The organism is Saccharopolyspora soli, from assembly GCF_022678645.1.
Taxonomy (GTDB): domain Bacteria; phylum Actinomycetota; class Actinomycetes; order Mycobacteriales; family Pseudonocardiaceae; genus Saccharopolyspora; species Saccharopolyspora soli.
This window is the reverse complement of record NZ_JALBWV010000054.1, coordinates 38445-65052: the sequence shown is the minus strand read 5'-3', so window position 1 is coordinate 65052 and position 26608 is coordinate 38445. Positions and strand designations below refer to the sequence as shown.

25 protein-coding genes and 1 pseudogene are annotated in these 26608 nt (G+C 66.5%); 20 read left to right on the top strand and 6 right to left on the bottom strand.

Features of this window, described 5'->3' with window-relative positions; genetic code table 11:
• The 10 genes from istB to cas2e form a co-directional block, all read left to right on the top strand.
• Positions 1-795: IS21-like element helper ATPase IstB (gene istB, locus MOQ72_RS32485; RefSeq protein WP_242189581.1), on the top strand; the 795-nt coding region annotated here is incomplete at its 5' end.
• Positions 796-1826: 1031 nt separating this feature from the next.
• Positions 1827-2195, top strand: a complete 369-nt coding sequence (locus MOQ72_RS45785) for a transposase (RefSeq protein WP_372495598.1) — start codon at positions 1827-1829, stop codon at positions 2193-2195.
• Positions 2196-2296: 101 nt separating this feature from the next.
• A complete protein-coding gene (cas3, locus tag MOQ72_RS32480) occupies positions 2297-5191 on the top strand; it encodes a CRISPR-associated helicase Cas3' (protein ID WP_308198013.1) in 2895 nt (964 codons plus the stop codon).
• Positions 5192-5267: 76 nt separating this feature from the next.
• A complete protein-coding gene (gene casA / locus MOQ72_RS32475; RefSeq protein WP_242189579.1) occupies positions 5268-6938 on the top strand; it encodes a type I-E CRISPR-associated protein Cse1/CasA in 1671 nt (556 codons plus the stop codon).
• A 53-nt stretch (positions 6939-6991) separates the two neighbouring features.
• Entirely contained in the window at positions 6992-7606 is a 615-nt protein-coding gene (casB, locus tag MOQ72_RS32470; RefSeq protein ID WP_242189578.1) for a type I-E CRISPR-associated protein Cse2/CasB, read from the top strand.
• A gap of 83 nt (positions 7607-7689) precedes the next feature.
• Complete coding sequence (gene cas7e / locus MOQ72_RS32465) at positions 7690-8853, top strand: type I-E CRISPR-associated protein Cas7/Cse4/CasC (protein ID WP_242189577.1); 1164 nt, start codon at positions 7690-7692, stop codon at positions 8851-8853.
• On the top strand, positions 8853-9671 hold the full coding sequence (gene cas5e, locus MOQ72_RS32460) for a type I-E CRISPR-associated protein Cas5/CasD (protein WP_242189576.1): 819 nt from the start codon (positions 8853-8855) through the stop codon (positions 9669-9671). The genes cas7e and cas5e overlap by 1 nt, the downstream gene beginning before the upstream one ends.
• 6 nt (positions 9672-9677) lie before the next feature.
• Positions 9678-10475, top strand: coding sequence for a type I-E CRISPR-associated protein Cas6/Cse3/CasE (cas6e, locus tag MOQ72_RS32455; protein WP_242189575.1), 798 nt, complete (start codon positions 9678-9680; stop codon positions 10473-10475).
• A complete protein-coding gene (cas1e, locus tag MOQ72_RS32450; protein WP_242189574.1) occupies positions 10472-11515 on the top strand; it encodes a type I-E CRISPR-associated endonuclease Cas1e in 1044 nt (347 codons plus the stop codon). Before cas6e ends, cas1e begins: the two co-directional genes overlap by 4 nt.
• Positions 11512-11790: a type I-E CRISPR-associated endoribonuclease Cas2e gene (cas2e, locus tag MOQ72_RS32445; protein WP_242189573.1), complete on the top strand. Its 279-nt coding sequence runs from the start codon at positions 11512-11514 to the stop codon at positions 11788-11790. Before cas1e ends, cas2e begins: the two co-directional genes overlap by 4 nt.
• Before the next feature lie 510 nt (positions 11791-12300).
• Here cas2e and MOQ72_RS32440 read toward each other — a convergent pair.
• Together MOQ72_RS32440 and MOQ72_RS32435 are read right to left on the bottom strand one after the other, a co-directional pair.
• Positions 12301-13041 carry a hypothetical protein gene (locus tag MOQ72_RS32440; RefSeq protein WP_242189572.1) on the bottom strand — a complete coding sequence of 247 codons (741 nt, stop codon included), beginning with the start codon at positions 13039-13041 and terminating at the stop codon, positions 12301-12303.
• Between the two features lie 94 nt (positions 13042-13135).
• Positions 13136-13840: an HAD family hydrolase gene (locus MOQ72_RS32435; protein WP_242189571.1), complete on the bottom strand. Its 705-nt coding sequence runs from the start codon at positions 13838-13840 to the stop codon at positions 13136-13138.
• A gap of 73 nt (positions 13841-13913) precedes the next feature.
• On the opposite strand from MOQ72_RS32435, the gene MOQ72_RS32430 reads away from it, so the two are divergent.
• The 8 genes from MOQ72_RS32430 (at position 13914) to wecB (ending at position 21415) form a co-directional block, all read left to right on the top strand.
• On the top strand, positions 13914-15110 hold the full coding sequence (locus tag MOQ72_RS32430) for a helix-turn-helix domain-containing protein (RefSeq protein ID WP_242189570.1): 1197 nt from the start codon (positions 13914-13916) through the stop codon (positions 15108-15110).
• Between the two features lie 97 nt (positions 15111-15207).
• Positions 15208-16383 carry a radical SAM family protein gene (locus tag MOQ72_RS32425; protein ID WP_242189569.1) on the top strand — a complete coding sequence of 392 codons (1176 nt, stop codon included), beginning with the start codon at positions 15208-15210 and terminating at the stop codon, positions 16381-16383.
• Positions 16380-16940, top strand: a complete 561-nt coding sequence (locus MOQ72_RS32420; protein WP_242189568.1) for a hypothetical protein — start codon at positions 16380-16382, stop codon at positions 16938-16940. Before MOQ72_RS32425 ends, MOQ72_RS32420 begins: the two co-directional genes overlap by 4 nt.
• On the top strand, positions 16937-17728 hold the full coding sequence (locus MOQ72_RS32415) for a hypothetical protein (protein WP_242189567.1): 792 nt from the start codon (positions 16937-16939) through the stop codon (positions 17726-17728). The genes MOQ72_RS32420 and MOQ72_RS32415 overlap by 4 nt, the downstream gene beginning before the upstream one ends.
• Entirely contained in the window at positions 17728-18849 is a 1122-nt protein-coding gene (locus MOQ72_RS32410) for a phosphoenolpyruvate carboxykinase (ATP) (RefSeq protein ID WP_242189566.1), read from the top strand. The genes MOQ72_RS32415 and MOQ72_RS32410 overlap by 1 nt, the downstream gene beginning before the upstream one ends.
• Positions 18846-19646, top strand: coding sequence for a sugar phosphate nucleotidyltransferase (locus MOQ72_RS32405; protein WP_242189565.1), 801 nt, complete (start codon positions 18846-18848; stop codon positions 19644-19646). The genes MOQ72_RS32410 and MOQ72_RS32405 overlap by 4 nt, the downstream gene beginning before the upstream one ends.
• Complete coding sequence (locus MOQ72_RS32400; RefSeq protein WP_242189564.1) at positions 19646-20296, top strand: NUDIX hydrolase; 651 nt, start codon at positions 19646-19648, stop codon at positions 20294-20296. Before MOQ72_RS32405 ends, MOQ72_RS32400 begins: the two co-directional genes overlap by 1 nt.
• 18 nt (positions 20297-20314) lie before the next feature.
• Entirely contained in the window at positions 20315-21415 is a 1101-nt protein-coding gene (gene wecB / locus MOQ72_RS32395) for a non-hydrolyzing UDP-N-acetylglucosamine 2-epimerase (RefSeq protein ID WP_242189563.1), read from the top strand.
• 15 nt (positions 21416-21430) lie between these two features.
• Here wecB and MOQ72_RS32390 read toward each other — a convergent pair whose 3' ends face one another.
• Positions 21431-21625 carry a hypothetical protein gene (locus MOQ72_RS32390; protein ID WP_242189562.1) on the bottom strand — a complete coding sequence of 65 codons (195 nt, stop codon included), beginning with the start codon at positions 21623-21625 and terminating at the stop codon, positions 21431-21433.
• A gap of 188 nt (positions 21626-21813) precedes the next feature.
• Here MOQ72_RS32390 and MOQ72_RS32385 point away from each other — a divergent pair, with 188 nt between their 5' ends.
• Positions 21814-23064 (top strand): tyrosine-type recombinase/integrase, encoded by a 1251-nt coding sequence (locus MOQ72_RS32385; protein ID WP_242189561.1) that lies wholly within the window; start codon positions 21814-21816, stop codon positions 23062-23064.
• A 196-nt stretch (positions 23065-23260) separates the two neighbouring features.
• Here the strand turns inward: MOQ72_RS32385 and MOQ72_RS45780 are convergent, their stop codons facing one another.
• The 3 genes and pseudogenes from MOQ72_RS45780 to MOQ72_RS46085 form a co-directional block, all read right to left on the bottom strand.
• Positions 23261-23644, bottom strand: a complete 384-nt coding sequence (locus MOQ72_RS45780; RefSeq protein ID WP_372495599.1) for a phospholipase effector Tle1 domain-containing protein — start codon at positions 23642-23644, stop codon at positions 23261-23263.
• A gap of 42 nt (positions 23645-23686) precedes the next feature.
• Entirely contained in the window at positions 23687-25099 is a 1413-nt protein-coding gene (locus MOQ72_RS32380; protein WP_242189560.1) for a hypothetical protein, read from the bottom strand.
• 117 nt (positions 25100-25216) lie between these two features.
• A pseudogene (locus MOQ72_RS46085) lies at positions 25217-25516 on the bottom strand (DUF8600 domain-containing protein); the annotation flags it as partial.
• A 650-nt stretch (positions 25517-26166) separates the two neighbouring features.
• Here MOQ72_RS46085 and MOQ72_RS32370 point away from each other — a divergent pair.
• Entirely contained in the window at positions 26167-26496 is a 330-nt protein-coding gene (locus tag MOQ72_RS32370; RefSeq protein ID WP_308198010.1) for a transglycosylase SLT domain-containing protein, read from the top strand.
• Positions 26497-26608 lie beyond the last annotated feature (112 nt).

Here is a 26608-nt window from a genome sequence, read left to right as displayed (position 1 = left end):
GCTACCACCGCGAAGAAAACCACTCGGGACCTCACCAGTGAGATCGCGTTTTTGACCCGCGCGTTGAAGGCACCCACCCTGCGGGAATCGGTCGACCGGCTCGCCGAGCGAGCCCGGGCGGAATCCTGGACGCACGAGGAGTTCCTCGTCGCCTGCCTGCAACGTGAGGTGTCCGCACGCGAGTCCCACGGCGGTGAGGGCCGCATCCGTGCCGCCCGTTTCCCGGCCCGCAAATCACTGGAAGAGTTCGACTTCGATCACGCCCGTGGACTCAAACGCGACGTCATCGCCCACCTCGGCACTCTGGATTTCGTTGCCGCCAAAGAGAATGTGGTATTTCTCGGGCCGCCGGGAACCGGCAAAACACATCTGGCGATCGGCCTGGCTATGCGGGCCTGCCAGGCCGGGCACCGGGTCGCGTTCGCGACCGCTTCCGAGTGGGTCGCCCGCCTCGCCGACGCCCACCACGCCGGTCGCCTGCAGCAAGAACTTGTGAAGCTGGGCCGCGTCCCACTGCTCGTGGTCGACGAGGTCGGCTACATCCCGTTCGAGCCTGAAGCCGCGAACCTGTTCTTCCAACTGGTCTCCTCCCGCTACGAACGGGCGAGCTTGATCGTCACCAGCAACAAAGTCTTCGGCCGCTGGGGCGAGGTATTCGGCGACGACGTCGTGGCCGCCGCCATGATCGACCGCCTCGTCCACCACGCCGAGGTCATCGCCCTCAAAGGCGACAGCTACCGGCTCAAGGACCGCGACCTCGGCCGCGTCCCTACCGCCGGCACAACCGAAGAATAAACATCAACCCCACCAGGCACAGGGGGGTCAACATTCAGATGCCGACAAGTGGTCATGATCCAGCTGCCGTTGACATCGTTGACATCTGGGGCGTGGCCATCCCTTGAACTACCCGTCGTTATGCCAGGCCGCGAGCATGTGAGGGCCTGGGCCAATGCGAAACAATGCGCGTGGTGCTGGGCTCGGGCCCGCTCGCCCCGACTATTCCTTCTTGAGTACTGCGATCTGGCAACCGAGGCGACGACACCAAAAAGACGTGCGGCAGCCCCGCGTTCTCTACCGTTCGTTGTTCATTCGATTGAAGGCTTCCCCGCCTTGATAGGCCATCCGAATGAACCACTTCGTCGGCGGAGACCGAGGCGATGGGCATACCAACGACGAGATCATGGCCATGGCGGAACCATCCCCGCTGCACGGGGCCGACGTCGTGTCGATCCCGGTCGAGACCCTGGCCGAGGAACTATCCCCGCGAGCGCGAGGCCGACTACCGCTCCCACGCAGCCTGTTGATCCTGTTCCGAACCATCCCTGCCTGCGCGGGGCCGAAGAGGCCGTGCAGGTCGAGGGCGATCCGCTGCGGCCACCATCCCCGCCTGCGCGGGGCCGACCGAACGCAAACGCAATGCAGGCATGGATGCCCTGGAACCATCCCCGCGTGCGCGGGGCCGACGCTTGTTGACGAGCGATTTTAGCTGTGGTGGGTGTGGTTTTCGTTTGGTTGGTGACGTGGTCGGAGGGTTTGTTGGCAGGGCATTGGCGGTTTTGGAGTGTGTTGAGTTGTCGAGGATGGTGTGGGGCAAGCGTCAGTCTGTTGCGTGCGGTTGTGTAGGTGGGTGAAACGGCCCGCAGGGTGTTAGCCCTGCGGGCCTTCCCCGCGGTGCGGGGCCGATGTTCAGGTTATGGCTGTTGGCTAGACACAGCTAGGAGCCATCCCCGCCGTGTTGGTGTTCAGCGGGGCCAACCTGCTGCATTCAAGCATTGCGTCCATCGCGTCGAGAAACTAGTTATGTCAAGACAAAGCAAGTTCGCGAAATGCTTGACGGGTGTTGGTGTGTCGCGTACGTGCGCGCCTCGAAGCTGATCAAGAGAAAGGGTCTGGGGATGGCGAGGCGTTACGACGCGGAGATTCGTGTCCGTTCGGTGCGGATGGTTCGTGAGTTGGAGCGCGCTGCTCGTGTGCAGGTCGCGAGGGATCTTGATGTGTCCGAGCGGACGTTGGCGAACTGGGTGGTTCGGGATCGTGGGTCGGTGCGGTCCGGGGGGTTGAATCCTGGCGAGCGGGCAGAGTTGGTGCGTTTGCGGCGGGAGCGGGACCAGCTTGTGTCGGATCGTGATGCTCTTGCGCGGGCGCTCACGCTGTGTGCGGGGGGAGCGCTGACAGTCCGCGCGTCAGCGGGCTGATCTCGGGTAGCGGCGCCCTGTCCGTGTGCTTCGGCGGTGTTGTCGGCGGGGACCGCTACGGTTCGTGCCTTGTTGGTGACGGATGCCGTCGAGGGGGGTGTGTGAAGGGTTTTGATCTGGACGTTCTCCGATGGTTGGGGGTGTTGTGGGGGAAGTCGAAGGAGAAGGCCGGGGGTTGTACGAATCTGTTGGTGTCGCATTTGCTGGATACGGCGGCGGTGGCCGAGCTGTTGTGGGATCACTTTCTGGCGCCGTCGACGCGGAGTTGGCTGGACGAGGTGGCCGGTGGTCCGGGGCGGGGTCGGGCGCTGTTCGCGTGGTTGTGCGGTGTGCATGACTGCGGCAAGGCGACCCCGGCTCATCAACGTTTGTGGCCGGAAGGCGCGCGTGCTGTTCGGGACGCGGGGCTGCCCTGGCACGAGGTGACGGCTGCGAAGTACCGGTGGCGGCATGACCGAGCGGGTGGGTTTCTGCTGCGGTCGGTGCTGGCCGAGGCGGGTTGGCGGCCGGAGCAAGTGGACTGGGTATGGCCGCTGGTGGCGGGGCATCACGGGCTGTTTCCGGCCGAGGGGCAGTTGGCTGAGCCCCAGCGCGCGCAGCGGCAGCTGCGGGGGACGGACCAGTGGCCGCAGGCGCAGCGGGAGGTGATCCGCTGGTTTACCCAGGCACTGGGGTTCGCTGATCTGCGGGCGGTGGAACCGGTTTCAGCACCGTCGCGGGCAGCGCAGTTGCATCTGAGCGGATTGGTGGTGATGGCGGACTGGATCGCCAGCGACGAAGAGCACTTCGTCGGGGTGGATGATCTGGGGAAGGTCAGCATGGAGGCGGCCCGGGGGCGGGCTGGGCGGGCGTGGGCCGAGTTGGGGTTGCGTGGCGGGTGGGGAACGTTGGCCGACCCTCAGCGGGATGTGTTCGAGGCCAGGTTCGGGCGTCCGCCGCGGGCGTCGCAGGTGATGGTGATGGATGCGGCGCGGGAGATGGACGAGCCGGGGCTGCTGGTGGTCGAGGCTCCGATGGGGGAGGGCAAGACGAATGCGGCGTTGGTGGCCGCGGAGGTGCTGGCGGCCCGTTTCGGCGCGGATGGGGTGTTCGTCGGGATGCCCACGCAGGCGACCAGTGATCCGATGTTCAGCCAGGTGCGGGCCTGGGCAGACGGTATCGATGCGGGGCTGGCGTCGCGGGTGGCGTTGTTGCACGGCAAGCGGATGTTCAACAAGGAGTGGACGTCGTTGCTGGGTGCAGATGGGGTGTTGGATCGCCGGTTCGGTGGGGTGGACGAGTACGGCATGTGCGGCGGGGACGATGACGACGGTCTTGTGGCGGTGTCACAGGCTCCGGTGGACACGGTGTCGGAGCGGCACGCCCCGGCGCAGTGGTTTTTGGGTTCGAAGCGGGGTTTGCTGTGTCCGTTCGTGGTCGGCACGATCGACCAGTTGTTGTTTGCCGCGACCCGTACCAAGCATGTGATGCTGCGGATGGCGGGGCTAGCGGGCAAGGTCGTCATCCTCGATGAGGTCCATGCCGCCGACGTCTACATGTCGCAGTTCCTGTGTGAAGGACTGCGGTGGCTGGGCCAGGCGCGGGTGCCGGTGGTGCTGCTGTCGGCGACGTTGCCGCCCGCACAGCGCCGCGAATTCATTGATGCCTACCTGCTGGGGGCCGCGTCGAAAGAGGAAGCCGAGTTTCCTACTCCTCCTGAACCTGCCGGCTATCCGCGGGTCACCGCCGCGTGGATGGCGGCCGACGGCACTACACCACGGTTCGCCACGGGGGAATCGGCGGCGTGGCGGCCGGATGTGCGGGTGCGGGTGGAGGTGGTGGCCGAGCCGATGCCCGGTGCACGCTCCAGTGACGAGCAGCGGCGCGCGGCGCAGGACGCCGGTGATCGCGCGGTCGCCGAGTTGCTGGAGCGACGGCTTGTCGATGGTGGGTGCGCGTTGGTGATCCGCAACACCGTGGCCCGTGCGCAATCCACGTTCGAGCAGTTGCGGAGCCGTTTCGGTAAGGACGTGCGGTTGTTGCACGGGCGGTTGACCGTGCAGGAGCGCGCCGATCGCACGGAGAACTGCCTTACGTTGTTGGGGCCGCCACCGAGCGTCGGCGAGGTCACGCCGCCGCCGCGTCCGTCCCGGTTGATTCTGGTGGCCACCCAGTTGGCCGAGCAGTCCTTCGATGTGGACGCCGACCTTCTAGTCACCGACCTGGCTCCGATCGACCTGCTGCTGCAGCGGATCGGCCGGTTGCACCGCCACGTCGGCACCCGACGTCCGTCCTTAGTGGAGTCCCCGTGTGTGGTAGTGACCGGGTTCGACGACACCGGCGACCAGCCACCCCGGTTGTTGTATGCCAGCGAGAAGATTTACGGCCGCTGTGTGCTGCTGCGGACCGCGGCGGAGGTCGCGCGCGCCCGCGAGGCGGGTTGGCGTATTCCCAGCGTGGTTCCCGAGTTGGTGGACCGGGTGTATTCCAGCCAGGCGGCGGTGCCAGCCGGTTGGGCGGAGGCCGAGGCGAAAGCCCGCGCTGGCTGGGAACAGGAACAGACGGCTCGGGCGGCGGCCGCGGCGCCGTTTCTCTTGACACGGCGCGGGGAACACGAAGTCCCCACGCTGGCGGGTCTGCATGCCGACGGCGCGTCCGGTGGGGACAGCGAGTCGTTGATGGAAGCGGTCGTCCGCGACGGTGATCGTGGCGTCGAGGTGATCCTCGTCGTCGCCGACGGCGACCGGTACCGCACGTTGGCGGGCCGGGCGTTGGGCCCGAACGGGGAGGTGCCGGAGGCATTGGTGGACGAGGTGCTGGGCGCCACCGTCCGCCTCCCGGTGAAGCTTTCGCCGGCGGCGGTGCGGGAATGCCGTGTGCTGCCGGGTTGGCACGGGCATCCATGGCTGCGCTACAGCCTCGCACTGGAGCTGGACCGGCAGCGCACAACGAGGCTGGGCGATGCTGTGGTGCGCTATGACACCGAGCTCGGCCTGGTGGAAGAAAACCAGGGATAGCACAGGAAACCTATGTCGACCACCGTTGACAAGGAAGGACGCAGGAAGGAGACCGTGGCGGTGTCTGGGGGTGCTGGTGTCGTTCAATCTGATTGACCAGCCGTGGCTGGTCGTGCGTCCCGTGGGTGGTGGGACACCGGTGGACGTGTCGCTTCGGCAGGCGCTGTGTGAGGCGCACCTGTTCGACGATCTTGTCGTGGATCTACCAACGCAGAAACCGGCGCTGCTGCGGCAGGTGCTGCTGCCGGTCGTGCTGCGCGCACTGGGCCGCCCGGAGAACACCCGAGCATGGGCGCAGTGGTTTCAGGCCGGGCAATTCACGCCCACGCAGCGCGACGACCTCAACCGTTACCTCGACGCTCAGCATGAGCGGTTCGACCTGTTCCACCCGCACGATCCGTTCGGGCAGGTGGCTGGGCTGCGCACGGCCAAGGACGAAACGAAGGGATCCGCCGTGCTGGTGGCCACGGCCGCCACAGGCAACAACGTGCCGTTGTTCGCCTCCCGCAGCGACGCTGACCCGCTGGAGCTGACCCCAGCGCAGGCGGCGCGGTGGTTGCTGCACGCGCACTGCTGGGACACCGCGGCCATTAAGACCGGCGTGGTGGGAGACCCGAACGTGAAAGCGGGAAAAACCACCGGCAACCCCACGGGCGCGTTGGGGCAGTGCGGAGTGATCGTCCCGATGGGACGCACGCTGTTCGACACGCTGCTGCTCAACGTGCCCTCGGGGCCACCGTTGCGGTCCGATGACCTGCCGCAGTGGGAACGCCGCACGCCTGAGACCAGCGAGGCGTTGTCCGTGGCGGGCCCGTCGTGGCGGACCAGGGAAGCCACGGGGCTGCTGGATGTGTGGACGTGGCAATCACGGCGGATCCGGCTGATTCCAGAGCCCGCCGAGGGTGGGCCGCTGGTGACGCGGGTCGTGCTGGCCGCCGGCGACCGGCTCACCGCGATCCCGGATGTCGAGCCCCACACCGCGTGGACTCTCACCTCTGCGGGTAAACCCGGCGGGAAAAGCGGCCCCGCCCTGCCTCGGAGGCCGCGTCGCCACCAGCAAGGCAAAGCCGCCTGGCGAGGTCTGGATGCTTTGCTGGCCACCGACCGTCAAGACCGGGCCGCACGCGACACCCGAGCGAGTTTCGCCACCAGCGTGCTGATCAACGAACTGCGGGCGCGCCGGGAGCTGATCGCCTCGAACTACCCCGTGCAGATCGAGTTGCTCGGCATGTTCTACGGCACCCAGTCAGCCACCTTCGAAGACGTCTACTTCGACTTCATCCCGCTTCCGTTGACCGCATTGGATGCTGACTCGCTGGTGCCGGGTGCGCTGCTGGGCATCGCCTCGCAAGCCGAGGATCTCGCGCAGGCCGTCAACAATCTCTCCGCCGACCTGCGTCGCGCGGCAGGGGCGGAGCCGATCCCCTGGGACAAGGGACACCGCCCCGGCGAACTCGTTCTGCACGCCCTGGACCCGGTGATGCGGCGCGTGCTGGTCGGGCTTCGGTCCGTGGGAGACGACTTCGATCTGCTCGAACGGGGTGTGCAGGCGTGGGAGCAGACCGCGAAACAGATCACCGTGCGGGTGAGCGAACGCGTGATCGCCACCGCCGCACCCACCACCTTCACCGGGCGCACGATCACGCAAGGCGAGCGGGAACGTACCTACCGGCAAAGCACCGCCGAAGGCGACTTCCGCCGCAGACTCCGGCAGATCCTCACCCGCGCCCACACGCGGCAGGCGTGAGCTCGGCGACCCTTCTTGGATCAAAATAAGGACCGACACTGGTTATGACGTCGATGAACACCACACACCAGCAGCGGTACTGGAACCGGCGGGTGAGCGCCAAGGGCACCTGGCGACGTGACCCCCTCACGGACCAGCCGCTGATCCCACCGGGGGAAGACCTGGCGGCGATGCGGGCGGGCCTGGGCCGCCCCGCCGGGTCGGTGCCCGCGCTGTGGCCTTTCTACACCTGCCCGGTCGACGATCAAGCCGCGCTGCGCGGCGAGGTCTCGGCCGAGCAAGCCGCCGAACACGCCACCTTGGCCCTGTTCGGCTTGCACCAACAGGCCCAATCCGACCCCATGCACCGCCGCGACACGACCTTCGGGCAGGCGCTGAATGCGTTGCGCGACGACGGGAAATTCAGTGCAACGGCGCTGGACGTGAAGGTGGCGGCCGCGGCGACGGCCACCAGCGTGGTGGCGATGCTGCACCGGCTGCGTGGCTTGATCGAGCAGCTGCGCGCGGTGCACCAGCCGGTGGACTACGACCGCTTGATGGCCGACATCCACGACTGGCACTACCCCGATGCCCGGCGGCGGGTTCGCAGCCGGTGGGGTCTGGGCTATTACGTGTGGAAACCCCAGCACGTCTCTGAAAGCGACGAGCCCGGCGCCCAGAAGTCCTGAAACCACGGCTTTTCTCGCACGACAACGACGAGTTGACCCAAGCGGCAGCCTGCTGCCGCCGAACCGAATCACGGAGATCACTGATGTCCCAGCGCCGCTATATCGACGTGCACATCCTGCAGACCGTGCCCCCGGCCAATCTGAACCGCGACGACCAGGGGAACCCGAAGGAAGCCTATTTCGGTGGTGTCCGGCGTTCGCGCGTGTCGTCGCAGGCGTGGAAGCGGGCGACCCGGCTGGCGTTCGCCAAGCAGGACATCGACGAGCAGGACTTGGGCACCCGCACGAAAAGGATCGCCGCCGGTCTCACGGATCTGCTGCGGGAACGGACCACGCTCGACGGCGAGGCGGCGGCACGCCTGGCCGATGCAGTTCTCAAGGTGCTGGACATCAAGGCGGGCAAAAAAGCCGGCGACACCGCGTATCTACTGTTCTACGGGCGCCGCCAGCTCGCCGCCGTCGCCGAGCTGGTCCAAGAGCGAGCCGAGGAACTCATCGCCCTCGACGACACGGCACTGGCCGAGGCGGTCAAGGATTTGCCGGTTAAGGATGCCTTCGACACTGGGCACCCGGTGGACGTGGCGTTGTTCGGGCGCATGGTCGCCGAGATCCCCACCCTCAAGGTCGATGCCGCCACCCAGGTCGCCCACGCGGTGTCGACCCACGCCACGGAATTGGAATTCGACTACTACACCGCCGTCGACGACGAGAACCCCGAGGGGAAAACCGGTGCCGGCATGATCGGCACCATCGGATTCAACTCCGCAACGCTCTACCGGTTCGCCACCATCGGCCTGCACCAACTGCAGGACAACCTCGGCGGGGACCGTAACACCGCGCTGCAGGCTGTGGAGTTGTTCCTTTCCTGCTTCGCCCGCTCGATGCCCTCGGGCTACACCAACTCCTTCGCGCACCGCACCCTTCCGCACCTGGTGGCGGTCGTGGTCCGCGACGACCAGCCCGTCAACCTCGTGTCCGCCTTCGAAAACCCCGTTACCGCAGGCACCGGTAGCCGCGCGGACAGCGGCATCGCCGCGACCTCCGCACGCAGGCTGGCCCGGGAGCAGACCACCGCGATCGCCGTCTGGGGCGATGCGCCCGCCTTCACCGGCCTGTGCTGCACCCTTGACGCCGACGATGAGGCCACGACCTCCGCGCTGACCGGCGCCTTCGGACAGACCCGCTCCTTCCCCCAGCTCGTCGCAGACTTGCGTGAGCACCTTGTCGGCACTGGGGAGAACAACTGATGGCCCATCCCGAGGATGCTGTCCTGCTACTTCGCCTGGCCGGGCCGTTGCAGTCCTGGGGCGATCGCAGTTCCTTCAACCGCCGCGATACCCGGCCCGAGCCCACCAAGTCCGGGGTCATCGGGCTGCTGGCCGCCGCCAGCGGCCGTGCCCGTGAAGACCCTGTCGACGACCTAGCGGAACTGCAGTTGGGCGTTCGGGTCGACCAGCCCGGCACGCTGCTGCGCGACTATCACACCGTCAGCGACTACCGCGGGCGCGCGTTGCCGCAGGCCGGGGTGTCCAGCAAGGGAGTGCAGAAGCTGACCTCCCCACCCAAACACACCCACGTCACCACCCGCTTCTACCTGCAGGACGCCGTGTTCCTCGCCGCCGCCGCCGGCCCCCAGGCCCTGCTGGAAACCCTCGACGACGCGGTACGCCACCCCGCCTTCCCCCTAGCGCTGGGCCGACGCTCCTGCGTGCCCACACAGCCGATTTGTCTGGGCCTGCGCGAGGGCACACTCCACGACGTCCTCGCCGCCGAACCCTGGCGGGCAACCGACACCACGCGGCGCGCCTACGACCGCCGCTGCAGCACCAGTCACCGGATCGACCTGTCGGCCACGCTGGAAGACCCCGACCACGGAGACGACATCCTCAACGACGTCCCACAATCCTTCGACCCACACCGGCGCACTTTCATCGGCCGCCGGATCCGCCACACCTGGGTGACCGTGCCCACCGGACTTCCCGCCCCTGACCCCGACACCGCTGACCGCAACCGACACGACGCCGACGACAGCGGCCACGACCCCTTCGCCCTACTGGGCTGGTGATTTCCCGTGACGTATTTGTCCCGCATCCGCATTAATCCGCTGCGTGCCGCCAGCCGATCGCTGCTGGCCAACCCGCGGAAACTGCACGGTGCCGTCCTCGGCGGAATCGCCGAGAAGCCCACCGACGAACGCATTCTGTGGCGCCTGGATTCCGACAATCCCCGACGGCCCGTGCTGTTCGTCCTCACCCGTTCCAAACCCGACTGGACGCACATCATCGAGCAAGCGGGCTGGCCCGACGCCGACGGCGAACACGCCGCCGTCCGCGACTACACCCCACTGCTCGCCCAGATCGCCCACGGCCGGGAATTCGCATTCCGGCTCACCGCCAGCCCGGTCCAGAACACCTCCACACCCGACAAACCCACCCCGAACCAGGCCGCGCGCACCGCCCGCGGTGACACCCGTTCCCACCGCATCGGGCACCGCACCGCCGCCGCGCAACTCAAGTGGTTCCTCGAACGAACCGCCCGCTGGGGCTTCGACATCCCTGAATCTCGCACCGACACCGCCGCCCCGGGGATCACCCCAGTAACCATCAATGCGATAGGCGAACGGCAGGAACCGGGGCCCGCGCACGAAGTCCGGATCACAGCCCGAAACCGACACTCCTTCAGCAAGAACCGCAACAAACCACCCGTGGTGCTGCACACCGCCACCTTCGAAGGCCGACTCCGTGTCACAGACCCCCAGCAGCTGACTCACCAACTCACCGCCGGAATCGGCCCTTCCAAGGCATATGGCTGCGGCCTGCTCACCCTGGCACCACTGCCCGGAGAACACCCCGATCCGGGCGGTCGATGACCATGACCACGCCCTGGTGGAAAGCCGACCCGCACGACCTGCACCGGCTGGTGGACCGCGTCTCCAGCATCTACGTCGAACGCAGCCACCTCGACCGCAACGACAACGCCGTCGTCGTCATCAACAAGCGCGAGACGGTCCGGGTCCCCGCAGCAATGATCACGGTCATGCTGCTCGGCCCCGGCACCCGCGTGACGCACGCAGCGATTCGCCTGCTCGCCGACTCCGGCACCGCGGTCTGCTGGGTCGGTGATCACGGCGTCCGCATGTACGCCGCCGGCGTCGGCCCCAGTCGCGGAACAGCGCTCCTGCAACGACAAGCCTGGCTGGTCAGCCGCACCAAGGAACGCCTGGCCGTGGCACGAGCCATGTATGGCATGCGTTTTCCCGGCGAAGACGTCTCGGGCCTGACCATGCAACAACTCCGCGGCCGTGAAGGCGCCCGCATCCGCCAGCTCTACCACGAGCACTCCCGCCGCACCGGCATCACATGGAACGGCCGCGAATATCGCCCCGGCGACGCCTTCGCCGCCGGCGACGACCTCAACCGACTGCTCTCGGCCGCAAACGCCGCCCTCTACGGAATCTGCCATGCCGTTATCGCCGGGCTCGGAGCCAGCCCAGGGCTCGGCTTCGTCCACACCGGCGCAGCCACGTCGTTCGTCATGGACATCGCCGACCTGTACAAAGCCGAGTACACCATCCCGCTCGCCTTCGACCTCGCCGCAGCAGGACTCAACGACGAACGAGACGCGCGAATAGGCCTGCGCGAACGCATCACCGAGGACCGCCTACTCGCCCGGATTGTCCGCGATGTCAAAGCACTCCTCGAGGCCGGCGAATCCGGCGGTGACGGTGAGACAGAAGCCAACGATCTCTGGGACGAACGGCACGATGCGGTACCGGGCGGCGTGAACTACGCCGTCTACGCCGACCCCACCGACGAACCCCAATACCCAGCCACACAACCAGACACGGGAGAACAACACATCTCAATCATCGGCCCGGAATTCGACAACCCAATTTCGGAGCCGGAATGACCGTCATCGTCCTCATCGCCGCACCCGAAGGACTCCGCGGCCACCTCACCCGCTGGATGGTCGAAGTCAACGCCGGAGTATTCGTCGGCAACCCCAACCGACGCGTACGAGACCGCCTCTGGGAGCTCCTGTCCAGCCGGATCGGCGACGGCCAAGCAGTACTCGTCGAACCCGCCAACAACGAACAAGGCTGGGCAGTCCGCACCGCAGGACGCGACCGATGGCGCCCAGTCGACTACGACGGACTAATCCTCTCAGCCCGCCCACGCCAATAACACCCCAGGTCAACAAGCGTCGGCCCCGCGCATGCGGGGATGTTTCCTGAAGAAGGCTCCCGGCCAGGACGGCGGTACGGTCGGCCCCGCGCATGCGGGGATGTTTCCGAGGCAAGCCGAGGCTGCCGTCCGATCATCAGGTCGGCCCCGCGCATGCGGGGATGTTTCCGCCCTGCTGGCGGCGACCGAGGAGCAGGAGGGGTCGGCCCCGCGCATGCGGGGATGGTTCCGGGGTGAGCAGCGGTACAGCCGTTGGCGCCAAGCCAAGATCCGCAGGTCAGCGAGGGGACTGTTCCGTCGTCCGAGCCGGTCCACCTCGAACAGGTCGCTCGCTGACCCCCTCGTCCTTGGCGATCGTCCACCAGCCGCTGCGAGGTCGTCGCGGTGCTGGCGCTGGTAGAGCACAGCGAGATACACCGCAGCATCGCCCTTCCCGTGCGACGGGCACACACTCGATCAACGACGCGCAGGCCCGCGCGTCGCCGAGGCGCGGGCCTGCGCGTCGTGAAGTCAGGGCCTGTTCGGGGTCTCAGCGGGGTGCGCGTTTGCCGCCATGTGTATTCTGCCGGACTTGGCCCACAGCTGTAGTTGGGGCCAGGACAAGCGCAGCGGTCCCTTGGTGGTGGACAGGGCGGCCCAGAGTTGGCTGACGGGGTTGCCGTCGGTGTCGCGTTCGCGGGCCAGGCTGGCGACGCGGGCGGGGTTGCTGTCGTTGCCGGGGGTGGTTCGCAACAGCGCCTGGTAGGTGGTGCCGGGGGTGCCGCCGCCGTAGCCGTAGGCGAAGGCGTCGCGGGCGTCGCTGCGGGCCGGGAGCGGGACGGGGTCGACCTGCATCCGGCCGTCGTCGGTGGGGGTGAGGGCGAGCAGGGTTGTGGTGGTGCCGCCGTCGTGGTCGCCGGCGATGACGGTTTTGTCGGTCCAGGTGTCGGTGACCTGCAGGGAAGCGGGCCATTCCGCCACGCTCCACTCGTCGTCGAAACTCATGTGCACGACCAGCACGTAGCGGCTGTGAGGATCACGGTAGGCCAGCAGGACCTGGTCGGGTGTGTAGTGTTGGCACAACCTGGCCGCAGCAGCGGAGAAGTGCGTCGTCGCCCACGCTGCCTGCTGGAACACCATGCCTCGCCCGACAGACTCGGCGCTGGCCGCGCGCTCGAGCAGTTCGGCCGAGCAGTTCGCCGCTGTCCACGAGCTCCTCGACCAAGGGTAGGGCTGCTGCAGCGCGCGGTGGCTGGGCTGGGCGCTGAACACGTCAAGCGCTACGCCCGCGCCGAACGGGTTGAGGACCTGCTGCGCCCGTCGCGCTACGGCGCCTGCCTACCTCCTCGACTCAGTCGGACGGTTGTCAGCGTGTTATGGCTCGCCACAGTTGCTGAACGTCGGTGGGGCGGTCGAAGGTCGTTGCCGCGCCGGCGGCGCGTAGGTCGTCGACGGTGTACTTGCCGGTGGCGACGGCGATGATCTGGCTGCCCGCGATGAGTGCGGCCTCTACGTCGCTGGGCGTGTCTCCGATGAGGACCACTTGTGCTGCCGGGATCGTTCTGCCGAGTTGCTGTGCTGCGCGTTTGCGGGCGATACCGACGAGTTCGGACCGGTCGCGGTGGTCGTCGCCGTACGCGCCGATGGACAGGTCGAGGTAGCGGTCGAGTCCGAAGGCTTCGACTTTGATGCGGGCAACGTCCCTCGTGTTGCCGGTCAGCACGCTCTGGTGAATCCCAGACTCGCCTGCGAGGGCATCGAGTGCTTCCCACACGCCCGGCAACACTTGGCCTCGTGTCGTGAGTTCGTTGAGCGCGTCGCGGTAGCCGTCGGCGAGCGCGGCGGCGAGCTGGTTGACGGTCCGCTCGGTGGGTTCGAGGTCGTGTAGTTGCAGCGTGTTGTGGATGATGTCGAGCTCGGTGCGGCCGTGCACGGCGGCGAGTTCGCGCAGGGGTTGGCCGGTCACCTTGGGAAACACGCGTTCGTAGATCTCGCGTCCCACTCCGCGTGTTTCGATCAGGGTGTGGTCGATGTCCCAGAGCACCAAGCGCGTCTGGCGGTCGGCTGCCATAAATGCCAGTGTCGCAGGTGATCGATGCCGTAGCATCAACCCCGCAGACCCATTCTGGCTGGGGCGGCGAGCGATGGTTGATCAACTGGCGCTGGACGTGGGTGAGCGGGTCCGGTTTCACCGGCTCGCGGCGAAGAAAACCCAGAACGTGGTCGCTGGCCTCGCTGGAATCACCACCGATTACCTGTACCAGATCGAGCGCGGCAAGAAGCTGCCCACCGTGCCGGTCCTGGTCGCCATCGCTGATGCACTCGATGTCCCGCCCGCATCCCTGATCAATACGCAATCGCAGGAGGTTGTGCCGCGACAGAGTCGTGCTGCGGGCGAGGAGTTGCACCGGGCGATGACGCTACGGCCAGCGGCTGAGGGAGAACCGCTGCCGTTGGCCGATCTTCGCAATCAAATCAACGAAGCGTGGCGGTTGTGGCAGTCTTCTCCGACCCGATATAGCCAGGTCAGCGGCCTCCTCGGGAATCTCATCGTGGAAGTCGAGCGTTCCCTGCACACCGCGGACGCCACTGGCACCGGATGCGAGGCACACCGGGCGGCGGCCGATCTCTACGGGCTCACGCGCACTGTCGCGAAGCGCACGGGCCGCGTGGACCTGGCGCTTCTCGCCGCGGACCGGGGGTTGCGGGCGGCCGAGGTAAGCGATGATTCCTTGCGGGTTGGTGCGGCGCGGTGGAACCTGGCCCACGTTGCGTTGGCGGAGCGCCACCATGAGGTGGCCGAAGATATCGCGATGAACGCGGCGCACGAGCTACGGGATCATTCCGGCCCAGATGCTGCCGCCGTGTACGGCTCGCTGATTCTTGTCGCAGGCGTCGCTGCCGCGCGTCGGCGGGACATGTGGACAGCTCGGGATCGCGTCCGCTCGGTGATGCCGGTGGCGTGGAAGACCGGTGAGTGCAACACCTTGTGGACCGCGTTCGGCCCGACCAACGTCGCGATGCACGCGGTGAGCATCGAGGTCGAAGCGGGCGAGACCAGCCAAGCGTGCCACCTGGCGGAAGAGATCGAGCATGAGCGATCTCCGTCGATCGAGCGCCGCGTCGCGTTCCTGCTTGAACAGGCGCGGTCCTATCAGCAGCGCAAGGATTATGGCAGTGCGTTGGTTCTCCTGAACAGCGCCGAGCGTGAGGCACCCGAGGACGTCGCCTACCGGCCCCTGGCGCACAGCATCCTGCGCGAGGTTGTCCAGCGAGCCGGTCGCACCACCGCCAAGGAAGCAGCTCGCTTAGCCGAGAAGCTGTCGGTACCTGTGAGCTGATTCCTGCCTGCTGGGCCACCCGGACTGACAGCTCGAGTTACTCGCTAGTAGGGCTCGTAGCTTTCCTCCGCACGGCCAACGTGGGAGGGGACAAGCGATGGCTGACCACGCATCGTCCGGACGTCGAGCATCCGATTCTGGTGCTGTTGAGCCAAGAATGTGGACTCCGGTTGTCGATCAGCACGCGACGTGGATCGCGGTCAATCCGGTGCAGGGTTGCCCGAAGAAGTGCACGTATTGCTTTCTCAATGAGCGCGGCCAAGCCGCTGTGCCGCCGAAGCATTTGGTGTCGGCCGAAGAGTCGGTGGAGTTGCTGGTGAACTCCTCGTTCTACGGGCCGCTGCGTCCGGTGGCCTTGTACACGTGGACGGACGTGATGGCCTTGCCCGCCTCACGTGCTCACCTGGCCGACCTGCTGGAGGAACTGGTTCGACAGCAGGTGCGCAACCCGGTTGTCTTGATCACGAAGTGCCATGTTCCGGACGAGACGATCGAGGTCATTAACGCCGCTCGGCATCGAGGTGTGACTGTGTTGGTGTACCTGAGCTACTCGGGGCTAGGGCGGGATATCGAGCGGGGCATCCGTCACGACGCAATCGCGGAGAACTTCCCACGGTTGGCTGAGGCGGGGATTCCGATCGTGCACTACTGGCGTCCCGCATTCCCGGAATCCGCTGACCTGGAGAGGATGCGGATCGTGCTCGGCCATGCGGCGCGCTACGCCCGCTGCACCGTCGCAGCCGGTTTGAAGGTGGAGAAGGGCGCGCTCGCTCGCCTGGCGCAGGTGTGGCCCGAGTTGGCAACCACGGCAGGGGTGATCGAGGCGGAAGGTGTGTATCCGCGTGGGTTCTGGGAGTTCATTCACCGCACGTGGCAGCGGCATCCCGGCTATCCGCTGTTTCATACGAACTCCTGTGCCCTGGCCTATGTCCTCGGACGACCCGATTTCTTCGGCGTGTTCGGCAGCCAGGTGTGCCGGATGCGGAATTACTGTCCGATTGCCCAACGTGAGCGATGCACCGTCGCCGACGCCGAACGCATTCCACCCACCGCGGCTGATGTACGTGCGGCCTTGGCCCGGCGGGCTCTCGGCGAGGCGCCGTTCACGCTGGCCGAGGATGGTCGCGAACTGGTCATTGACGCAGTGGTCGACACGAACCTCGCTGCTGCGTTGACGCAGGACTTGGGTGTTCGGGTGCGTGTGGTGCGGGATGACGCTGACGCGTATTGGAGCAGCGGTACCGCTGGGGCCACGCCCGTGATCGTGGGATGAATCGCACCCTGCTCAGCGACCGCCTGCACGAAGTGCTTGCCGACGTCCGCCGCCTGCGTCAGCGGTTCGCCACAACCGCATTCCAAGAATGGGACCCCAGCACGGCGGCAGCCGAACTGTCTGTCCAAGTCGGACACTTGGCGTTGTGTCTGCTCCGGCAGCACGGGGCCGACGTCTCCGCCTGGGAAGATCCGCAACGGTCGATTACCAACGTCGGTGACGAGCTGGCCGACGTCGTCCTCGCTGCCTTGAGTATCAATGTCCTGGCACATTCGGAGCCCGCAGAAGCAACCGGGCACCCGCAGGCGCGTAACGAGGTGGAGGCGTTTCTGCGGCTGCTGGTGGCCGCGGGCAGCCTGTCGGAGGCCGCGTTGGTGGAACATCACTACCGGCATCGGCCCGAGGGCAGGCCACCGTCTCTGCCGGAGGCGTCGGCTGCGGTCATCGCCGCGTGCGACGTGCTCGCGGACCAACTCGGGCTCGATCTCATCGGTGAGTTCCGGTCGATGGTCGCCGACGCCGACTCCTTCCTCGACCAGCGAGGGGGCGCCTCGTGAGCCACCACCTGGGCGAGTTCAGCACCCATCGCCGCGACGGCGATCACGTCACCAAGCGCCTGAACGGACGCCATCCCGCCGGGAACAGATTCGTCACGGCCATGACCACAACCGGCGCCGCAGGAATGCAGTGCTACCTCCATGTCCTGCGGTCCGCCCACGTGCGGCTGCCCAGCTGCCTGCGGCTGGTCGCCGCCGAGCCGCTGACCGTCCGGCACCGCTGGGTGGCGGGTCCGACTCTGCTGGATGCCCCCAACGAGACCGATCCCGCCACGTTCGCTGCCGCCATCGCGCAGATCGGCCGCTGGGTCCGTGACCTCGACGGTACCGACGCTCGGATCGACACCAACCTCGCGAACTTCTGCCTGGAAGATGACCAGCTGGTCCTGGTCGACGTGTTACCGCCGCTGATCCCGAGTCTGCGCCCCGCACCGGAGAGCTTGTTCGACGAATTGTTCGGCGCGCTGTGCTTCGACACGCCGGTCATTCTCGATGCCCTCGTCGGCTACGCCCTGCGGACGCTCTTGCGCACGGCGGATCCATCTGCCGCACAAGAACTTCTCCCCTTCTCGTACGAATTCCCGACCAACATCGCCGACGAGGGCTTCCCCGCGGCGTGGTTCCGTGCCCGACGCGGCCTCGCGGTGCGCGCAGCCATGGGTGAGGCAGCTGTCGAGGAGGTGCAGGACTTCTTCGCGCTCACTTCGGTCTTGGGCTTCCGGCAACTTGACGAGGCTGGGCGGCGACTGCGTATCGACCAAGTCGCACGACGCATCCGGGAGTGGTGATGACGCCACAGCCCTACGAGATATGGACCTCCCACGCCGGAGACCTGGCGTTCACGATCACCGCGCCCGCGGCATGGGCAGAGGACCAGCGCGACTACTTGGCCCAGTACTTGCCTGGTCGCGTCGGCGACCGGGATTTAGGCACCTTCCACCTGGCCGTGTATCCCGACGACGCGCAGTGTCACGAGGTCGTCTGGCAGGTCACCAATCCACCGATCGCCAGGCGCATCGAGCCCATTCCCGGCGTGGTCCTACTTGAGACCCGCATGCCTTCCGGGATGCGCTGCTACGCCGTGGCCGCGGATGGTGTGGAACATCAAGCCCGCGCATTCGCGGTCCGCGTGCACGAGAGGCACATCGAGTTGTACCTGCACCACGGCGTCCGCAAACCGCATGGGTACCCGCTGCGCTTGATGCGCGAAGCCATGCTGCGCACCTACGAAGACCACGGCGGCATCGTCTTCCACGCGGCCGGGGCCGACCTCGGCGGGCATGGCGTGATGATCTGCGGCCCTCGCTCCGCGGGCAAGACCACTGTGCTGACCTGCCTGCTTCGCTCTACCCGCGGTGCCTTGCTGTCCAATGATCGGCTCATCCTCGACCGACACGGGCGCCTCGTTGCGGTTCCGCTGCCTGTGCCCATCGCCCGAGGCACCCTCGATGCCGTGCCCGAGCTCGCCAATGCGGTACCCGGGTTGTCTCGTCCACAACGGACCATCAGCGAGTTGCCCAGAACATTTGGTGCGACGGAGAAGGCGGAGTTCAGTGCCCGCGAGTACGCCACCGCCCTCGGCGCTTCCCTGGCGCCCGGTTCGTGGTTGCGGACCATCCTCGTGCCTCGCCTGTCCGACAGCGCCGAGCCTCCGCGAATCCGCGCACTGCCACCAGGTGAAACCCAGCAGGTGCTGCGCGCCAGCTGCTTCACCCCGCACGACGAGTTCTGGCAGCAACCCTGGCTGGTCCCACGCGGCAGACCCGAGCCCGAGCTCCACCGCCGAGCACACCAGCTCACGCACCATCTCGCGGCCCACATCCCGTGCTTCGAAATCAGATTCGGTATCCGCAACCCGCTGGATGAACTCGACAAGACCGTCCTCGACATCGAGAGGCATCCTCGATGACCACAACGGCGTTTCCGGCCATCGTCACCGCAGCTGGAGCGGCGACCCGCTTCCAACCGTTCTCCAGTACCGTGCCGAAGGAAATGCTGCCGCTGGGCCATATACCCGCGGTCGAGTACGTGATCGTCGAGTGCCTGGCCGCTGGCGCCTCGGAGGTCATCGTCGTGACCCGCCCTGGGGACCGCATCATCCCGGCACACGTTCGCGGCCTGCGTGCCGACGGGCTACCGGTCGACACTGTCGAGGAAGATCTCAGCCACGGCTACGGCAATGCCACGCCGCTGCTCACGCTGCGAGATCGCCTCGCAACCTGCGAGGCGTTCGCCGTCGCGTTCGGCGACGACATTCTGCTCGGTGAACAGCCGCGCGGTGGCAACCTCGCGGCCATGCGCGAGCAGATGCGGCCCGAGACGGAGGCGATCGTCGCCGCTCAGCGCATCGATCCGAACGACACCCGTTCGTTCGGCATCATCGACACCGACCCCGAACAGGGCCAGCGGGTGACCGCGATTCGCCAACGGCCCGATCCTGAGACGGTGGACGAACCCCTCGGGGTGGTCTCTCGTCTGATCCTGCGCCCCTCCATCCTCGATCTGCTCCGGCCTACCGAGCTGGCCCGAGGGGAAGTCGACCTCGGCATCGCCGTGGGCCAGCTCGCCGCCGAGGCCCGCGTCGCCGTGCACCGGATCGCGGCACACTGGGTCACCGTCGGCGACCCACGCCGCTACCTCGACGCCCTGCACGCCTACTGGAATCTCAATACCCCCGAACCCGCCGCAACAGGAGACCTGCACTAGTGACACTGATCGACATCTTCAACGACCGCTATGAACACGTCGGCACCGAGAGCAAGAAACAAGCCCACCGCCGAGGGCTCTGGCACCGCGCCTTCTCCGCGCTCGCCATCAATCCCAGTGCCCGTCGAGTGCTGCTGCAGAAGAAGGCCCCGGGCCGCTATTCCTTCGATCGTCCCGACTACGCCGACATCACCGTCGGTGGCCACTATCACGCAGGCGAAACCGTCCCCGACGGGATCCGTGAAGTCCACGAAGAACTCGGTCTTCCGGTCGCCTACAGCGAGCTACACCCCATCGGCCTGCGCCAGACCGCCGTCACCCTCGCCCCGGATTACATCGAACGCGAATTCCAGCACTGGCACCTGCTGCCCCTCGACGTCGACCTGGACGCCATCCCGCTCTCGGACGCCGAAGTCTCCGGACTTGTCGAGCTCGACCTCGACGACGCCATCGCTCTCGCCGACGGCAGCGTGGAATCTGTCCCGAGTCGCTTCGCCACCCGCAGCGACCACGGCCTGACCTACACCGAAGGCACCCTGTCCCGTGGCGAGCTCGTGCCCAACTACCTCGGCCTCGACCAGCTCTACCTACGCCTGTTCGTCGCCGCCCGCCGCTACTGCGCGGGCGAACGCGCTCATCTGTTCTGGTAGCCCATCTGGGAAGATGTCATGCGTATTGCGATCGTGGTGGGCACCCGCCCTGAAGCCATCAAGCTCGCGCCCGTTGCCGAACTGCTTGGCCCGGACGCGTTCGTCATCCACACCGGACAGCACCACACCGCTGGCATGATCGGCCACCTCGCCCCGCACCTCGTGCTCGACACCCAGCGCGATGCGGCACGAGGCCATCAACTCGGGTCCATGACCAGTGCACTGGACCAGTTACTTCGCGAACACCAGCCCGACGCGGTTATCGTGCAAGGCGACACCACCTCGGCCCTTGCCGGAGCCCTCGCCGCCAACGCCACCGGCACACCGCTGGTCCATGTCGAAGCCGGACTACGCAGCTTCGACCGCACCATGCCCGAGGAACACAACCGAGTCCTCATCGACCACCTCGCCGACCTCTGCTGCGCACCCACACCCTTGGCACACAACAACCTTCACGCCGAACGAATCCCACCCGATCGTATCGCGGTCACCGGCAACACCATCGTCGAAGCCGTCCACAGCGCCCTTCCCAGCACCGAAAACCAAGTCGACTTCCTCCAGCAACTTGGTCTCGGCGCCGAGCCGTTCGTGCTCGCAACCGTCCACAGACCCGAAAACGCCGACGACCCGGCAGCACTGGCAGCCATCCTGAGCGAACTCGCCGCATTACCTGTGCCGGTGGTTCTCCCACTGCATCCTCGAACCCAGCGCCAGATCATGCAGGCCAGGCTCGGTGATCTAGCTCGGGACCTTCGGCTCACCGGGCCCCTCGACTACACCGCGCTGCTGACCCTGATCCAACACGCGGCCGTGGTCATCTCCGACTCCGGTGGCATCCAAGAAGAAGCAACCGTCCTCAAACGTCCCATCATGGTCATCCGCCGCAGCAACGAACGCCCCGAAATCGAAGGCACCTTCGGCACACGCCTGCAACCAGGCCCGGAAATCAGCACCATTACCAACAAGTGGCTCACCGACCTCGCCGTGGTCCACGCCCGGCTCGCTGAGCTGCCATCGCCCTACGGCGACGGCACAGCCTCCACACAGATCATCCACGCCACGACGACACGGTTTACCTGGTCACGAGGAACAGAACGCACGCTGCCACCAACGGCGTGACCGACCCCGCCGGTCTTACGCGTGCTCGATCGGCCAGCGCAGCAGAAACGCACCAATAGCGTCGTGATCGCCCGCCCCCCGCTCGGTCGGCTCATAGTCGGGACCAAGGTTCCTGCTCATCTTTTCCGAGAGAAGATCCTCGACAGCCAGCCGTTCTTCTCGGGTCGCGTGACCGCGAACGCGCACGACGCCTACGTCAAGCGCAGCCACGCTTGATTTCACCCCGATCAGCCAACGCTGGCTGCGGGAAGCCGCCAAGGAGTGGGTACGGACCTTCCGCCCCACTGACCCGGGAGAGCTCTCTCGCACGATGCAATCCTGCACGGTGGCCTCGCAGGCGTTGGCCCGCCGACCGACCAGGCGGCGGTCACGAGCCACGCGAGCTGCGGTACGCCGACATGGAAACGGTGTTCCAGGCGATCAAAAACGCACGTCGGCGGACCGGGCGGGTTTATGAGGCCCGCTACCGGCGCGGGTTGTGGGCGCGGTTTCACGCCGTACTCGAACTCGGCCGCAAGACCGCGCTGCTGGCCGAGCTGCCGAGTGCGTTCAGCAGGCATTCCTCGCAGACGATCGGACGGGAGGAGGCCAACGAGGACGAAATCGGTAGGGCGTTGCCGGAAACGGTGATCGCCCAACTTGATCAGAACCTGCACCTTCTGGGCACTGACCGAACCTACGGCCGTGCCTGGTCCACCGCGGCCACGCAGACCATGTTCCGTGCCGCCTACGAGATCCTGCGCGACACCGGACGCCGCCCAGGCGAGGTTGTTTCTCTGATCGTGGACTGCCTGGAAGTCCTCGATGGCGAGTACTTCCTGATCTACGACAACCACAAGAAGAAACGCCACCGCCGACGCCTGCCGATCACCACGCCCACCGCCGGGGTCATCCAGCGGTGGCAGGACTACCGCGCACGCCTGGACCTCCCCGCCTCCACTCAGCCGTGGCTGTTTCCCGCCTGGGGTGAGACCGCAGGGCCGGGGCATCTGAGCACCAACCGGCTGGTGCGCGCGTTCAAGGGCTGGGCCGAGGCGATTCCGGTGCTGCACAGTGACCTGCCCGGCCCGGACGGCACCCCGCTGCCGTTCGACCGGTCGCTGATCATCCCGTACTCGCTGCGGCATTCCTACGCGCAACGGCACGTCGATGCCGGAGTGGCCGTCGAGGTCCTCAAAGAGCTTATGGATCACAGAGACCTGAAAGTCACGCAGGGCTACTACACCGTTAGCCCGGAACGGAAACGCGACGCCATCAAGATCATGATCCGCTATGTGCACGACCGCACCGGCACCCGCACCCCGGCGGCGGATTCGGCATCGGCGTACGAGGTGAAGACGGTGGCGGTGCCATTCGGCAACTGCATCGAACCGTCCAACGTCAAGGCCGGCGGGCAGGCGTGCCCGATCCGGTTCCAGTGCGCAGGGTGCGGGTTTTACCGCCCCGACCCGTCCTATCCCATCTACGGCCACAACAACCACAACAATGTCCACACAGGACAGCGCGTGCAGCCAGGGCAGGCGATTGCGGAAGTCGGCAACCGCGGCGAAACCACAGGCTCGCACCTGCACTTCCAGGTCGAAGGAGGAGGCCAAGCCCTCGACCCTGCCAGCTTCTATCAGCAGCAGGGACTCGCGCTATGTCAATGAACATCCTGGATTCCGGGCCTGCCGGTGGCCACAGACTCTCGATCCGTAACCAGCGCCCCGGTGACGTACCCACCGTGTACAGCCACAACCACCAGAACCTCGTCAGTCCCTATCCCAGCGCGTCAGATCGTGTTCTCGAACGGGGTCACGCTGAACAAGTCCTGGAAGTAGCACCTGGAAGTAGTGCCTACCCACCTCACGAAACCTCTGCTGCCGGTAGAAGGACCGCAGTGCGCTGTTGGTCTCGGCACCGTCGAGCCGGCAGACCTTGGACCCCTGGTTGCGGCCGGTCTTGGCCGCCCAGCCCAGCATGAGCGCACCCAGGCCCAGGCCGGCGAGGGCACGGTCCGCCATGAGGCCGTGCCCCCGCGAGGCTTTGCCGGAGGCCCGCGCCGAAGGCCAGGCCGGCCAGCCGGAACACGCTGCGTGCGACCGGAGTCCAGGCAGCAGGCGAGCTGAACGTCCCGACACCGGAGTTGTAATAGGCCACCTGCCGGGTCGGGTCGAGGAGGTCGAAGAGCCGTACGACATTCGTGTTTCCCGCTGCCCGGATCTTGTTGTTCGTCCCATCCAGGCACATCACGACGTTCTTGCCCACGAGCGTTCCCCATTCCGTTGGACGTCAGGGGCCAGTGACCTCACCGGTGCGGCCGTCGATCCGACAGACCTGCCATCGGTCGGGCGGCACGTCCTGTGGGCAGGTGAACCTGTGCAGTCGCCCATCCACGGTGACCCCCACATTGGGCATGGCATTGGCCAGTACGTCCTCGCGGGAGTAGTTGACGACCTCCACTAGGTACTCGGTCTCCAACCACTTGCCGATGCGGATCACCTCACCACTGCCCGGCGATTGGATGTCGCCCTCCAGTTGTGCGAAAGGCTCGGCGTCCAGGCTGCCGAAGTCTTGGTAGTCGATGGTCCAGCGCGGCGGGTTGCCGATCAGCAAATGGAGGTCGAGGTCGCTCGGCGCGGAACTCCACGTGAGGGTGACGGTGCCCGCGCCATCGCGCTCGGTTTCGGCCAGGTCATCCGTCAACGTGGGCAGAGCGACGGCAGTGCGTACCTCTCTGCAGAAGAGGTGCAGCGCGTCGGAGCTCCCCGGCCGGAAGAAGGGGATGAAAGCCGTCCGATCCTGGACGTCGTCGGCCACCTTGTCGACGATCGTCTTCTCCCTTCCGGGCCCATAGTTCACGAGGACGACGCGCGCCGCGGGATGCCCGTGCGCGTAGTCGGTCAACGCAGCGGCGAAGGACCTGCTGTCGGCTTTGGCGTATTGCTTGCACTCGACGACTAGAGGAACCAGGTCCGCCGTGATCGGGTCCTGCCGCAGCGCGATGTCGGGCTGGATGTTCCCTTTGCGCTCTCCGACGGGATCGGCGAGCGGGGTCCGGTACTCGCACCAGAGGTGAGCGCGCGGACGGAGCTCGTCGAAGGTAGCCAGGTGGGTGCCGCTGAACAGGAACTCGATCCGACCCTGGGCCGAGTGGATCACCGGTCCTGCGTCCTCGAGCGCCGCGACCAGCCGGGTGGTCACCCAGTTTGAGTAAAGGTCATATCGGTGTTTCCACAGAGGCAGGGATAGCAGTTCCTCCAGACGACGCTGGGCGCTGCGGCGATCAGGGTCGGCGTTGCGCAGCGGTGCCAGCGCTTCCTCGAGGACATCCGCCAGTTCCGGTCCGACGTCGGCGTCCATGGCGCGGGCCATCGCCTGCAGCAGGGAGGAGAACCAGTTGTCGCTGATGACCACGCGGAGATCGTCCAAGGGAAACCCGCTCGGCACCGCAGGCAGCTGGTCACGATCCCCGTAGATGGCCGCACGTCGGCCGAAGACCGTGCGGGCGTCGTGCAGCACCGTGGTCGTGAGCTGCCACGTCTCCTCGAGAAGTGCGTCCAGCCGAGGCTCGTCGGAACTGGGGCGCTCCGGGAGTTCGTCCGGGAACGGCTCCTCGCGCATTACCTCCGCGGCGGCGGCGACCTGCGGCCACCGAGACGAACGGTCGTTCTCGGGGCGGTACCGTCCGAACGCGTGCAGCACGTTCCAAAGCTCGACCCCACCCGTCTGGCGGAGATCGAATGGCGACATCAGTTCACGGACGATCTCAACTGTGCGCCGGAAGTGTTGCAGGTCGAAGGTCAGCTTCGAGTTCTCGCCGGAAAAGTCGAAGCTGATGTCGAGCTGTTCCGCACCGGTGGTCGCCGCAGCTCGCTCGAACAGCGCCAGGAGATCTGCCCACATGGCGGCGAACGGCTCTGCGACGGCGAAGAACTCGCGGACCAGGCGTTCGGCTGAGACGTCCACCAGGGCCTCGCGAATGGGGATGTCTGTGCGAAGCCTTAGCCGCTGCACCAGCTCCGTTACGAGCTCTTGGTCCTGGCCCTCCTCTCGGAGATCTCCTCGCTCGACGAGCTGCCTCCAGAGGTCGGACCCTCGGGTGACCAATTCTCCGTTCATCTGTCCTCCCCGGAACCGACCTGTGCTCGACGTGGACGCCTCGATCGTGGCCTGCCACTCGGACGTCGCAGCGGCGTTCAACGCTCGGGGATCGGTCGCGTCAGCACTCACCAGTCTTCTCTGCTCAGAGGTGCCCAGACTAGTGCTTCCCTAACGGGTCCCTTCACATCCTCGCGGGAGCTGGCGGAAACGGCCGCCCGGTCGAGGTTGCCGAGCAGCTGGGCGGACCCCTACTCGCACCCCTGGCCGCCAGCCTTTCACCTACCACCGCCACCAACACACCAACAGCGCATGCCCCTCGAGCGCATCAACACCGACTCGATTAGCTCCTGCCCGGCCCCGACGGCTGACCACCAAGCGCGGGCTCGATAGGGGAATCCTTACGGACACGCCTTGCCACGGGACTCAGTGCGCCACGACCAAGACCCGCAATGTCTCACATAGGTCGTACGGAAAGATTCTCAGTGAAGGGTGGCTAACCGTGACACCCCGGACCACGCTCAGGCCCCTGATCCGTTCGCCAGCCCCTGCCCGAGCGGACACGCGGCCCCCATCGCGGAGTAGCCCATCCCCGTAGCTCACGTGCCTGAATCCGAGACAAGCCCGCTACCGGGCGTTCTCGCGTGCACCTAGAGATAACTGGCGGGCCGATGCAATTCCTTCAGTCCACATTCGACTCAGTGATCGCCCAGCACCCGATCCCGCCAGGGGGAAGCACGCCGCCGTCGCGGTATAACCCCCACGACGCCATCTATGCCGCCGCCGGCTACCTGTGCGAGTCCGGCGCTCGCGATGGTCGAGACATCTACGGCGCCATCCTCACTTACAACCATGCCGACTGGTACGTCAGCCAAGTACTCAACCAGGCAGCCCAATACAAGCAGGCGGCAGCCAACTCCGGAGGCGACACGCGGCCCTCGTCGCAGGCGCAGCAAGCCGTGAACTACGCCCAAGGACAACTCGGACTGCCCTACAGCTGAGGAGGAAAAGCTGCAAAGTTGCATCTGCCACAACAGAAGTGTCGAGGCAACAGAAGATCTGAGTGCGTGGACAGCCGGCGCGACGCAGCAAACTCCGACATTGTGGAGGCGG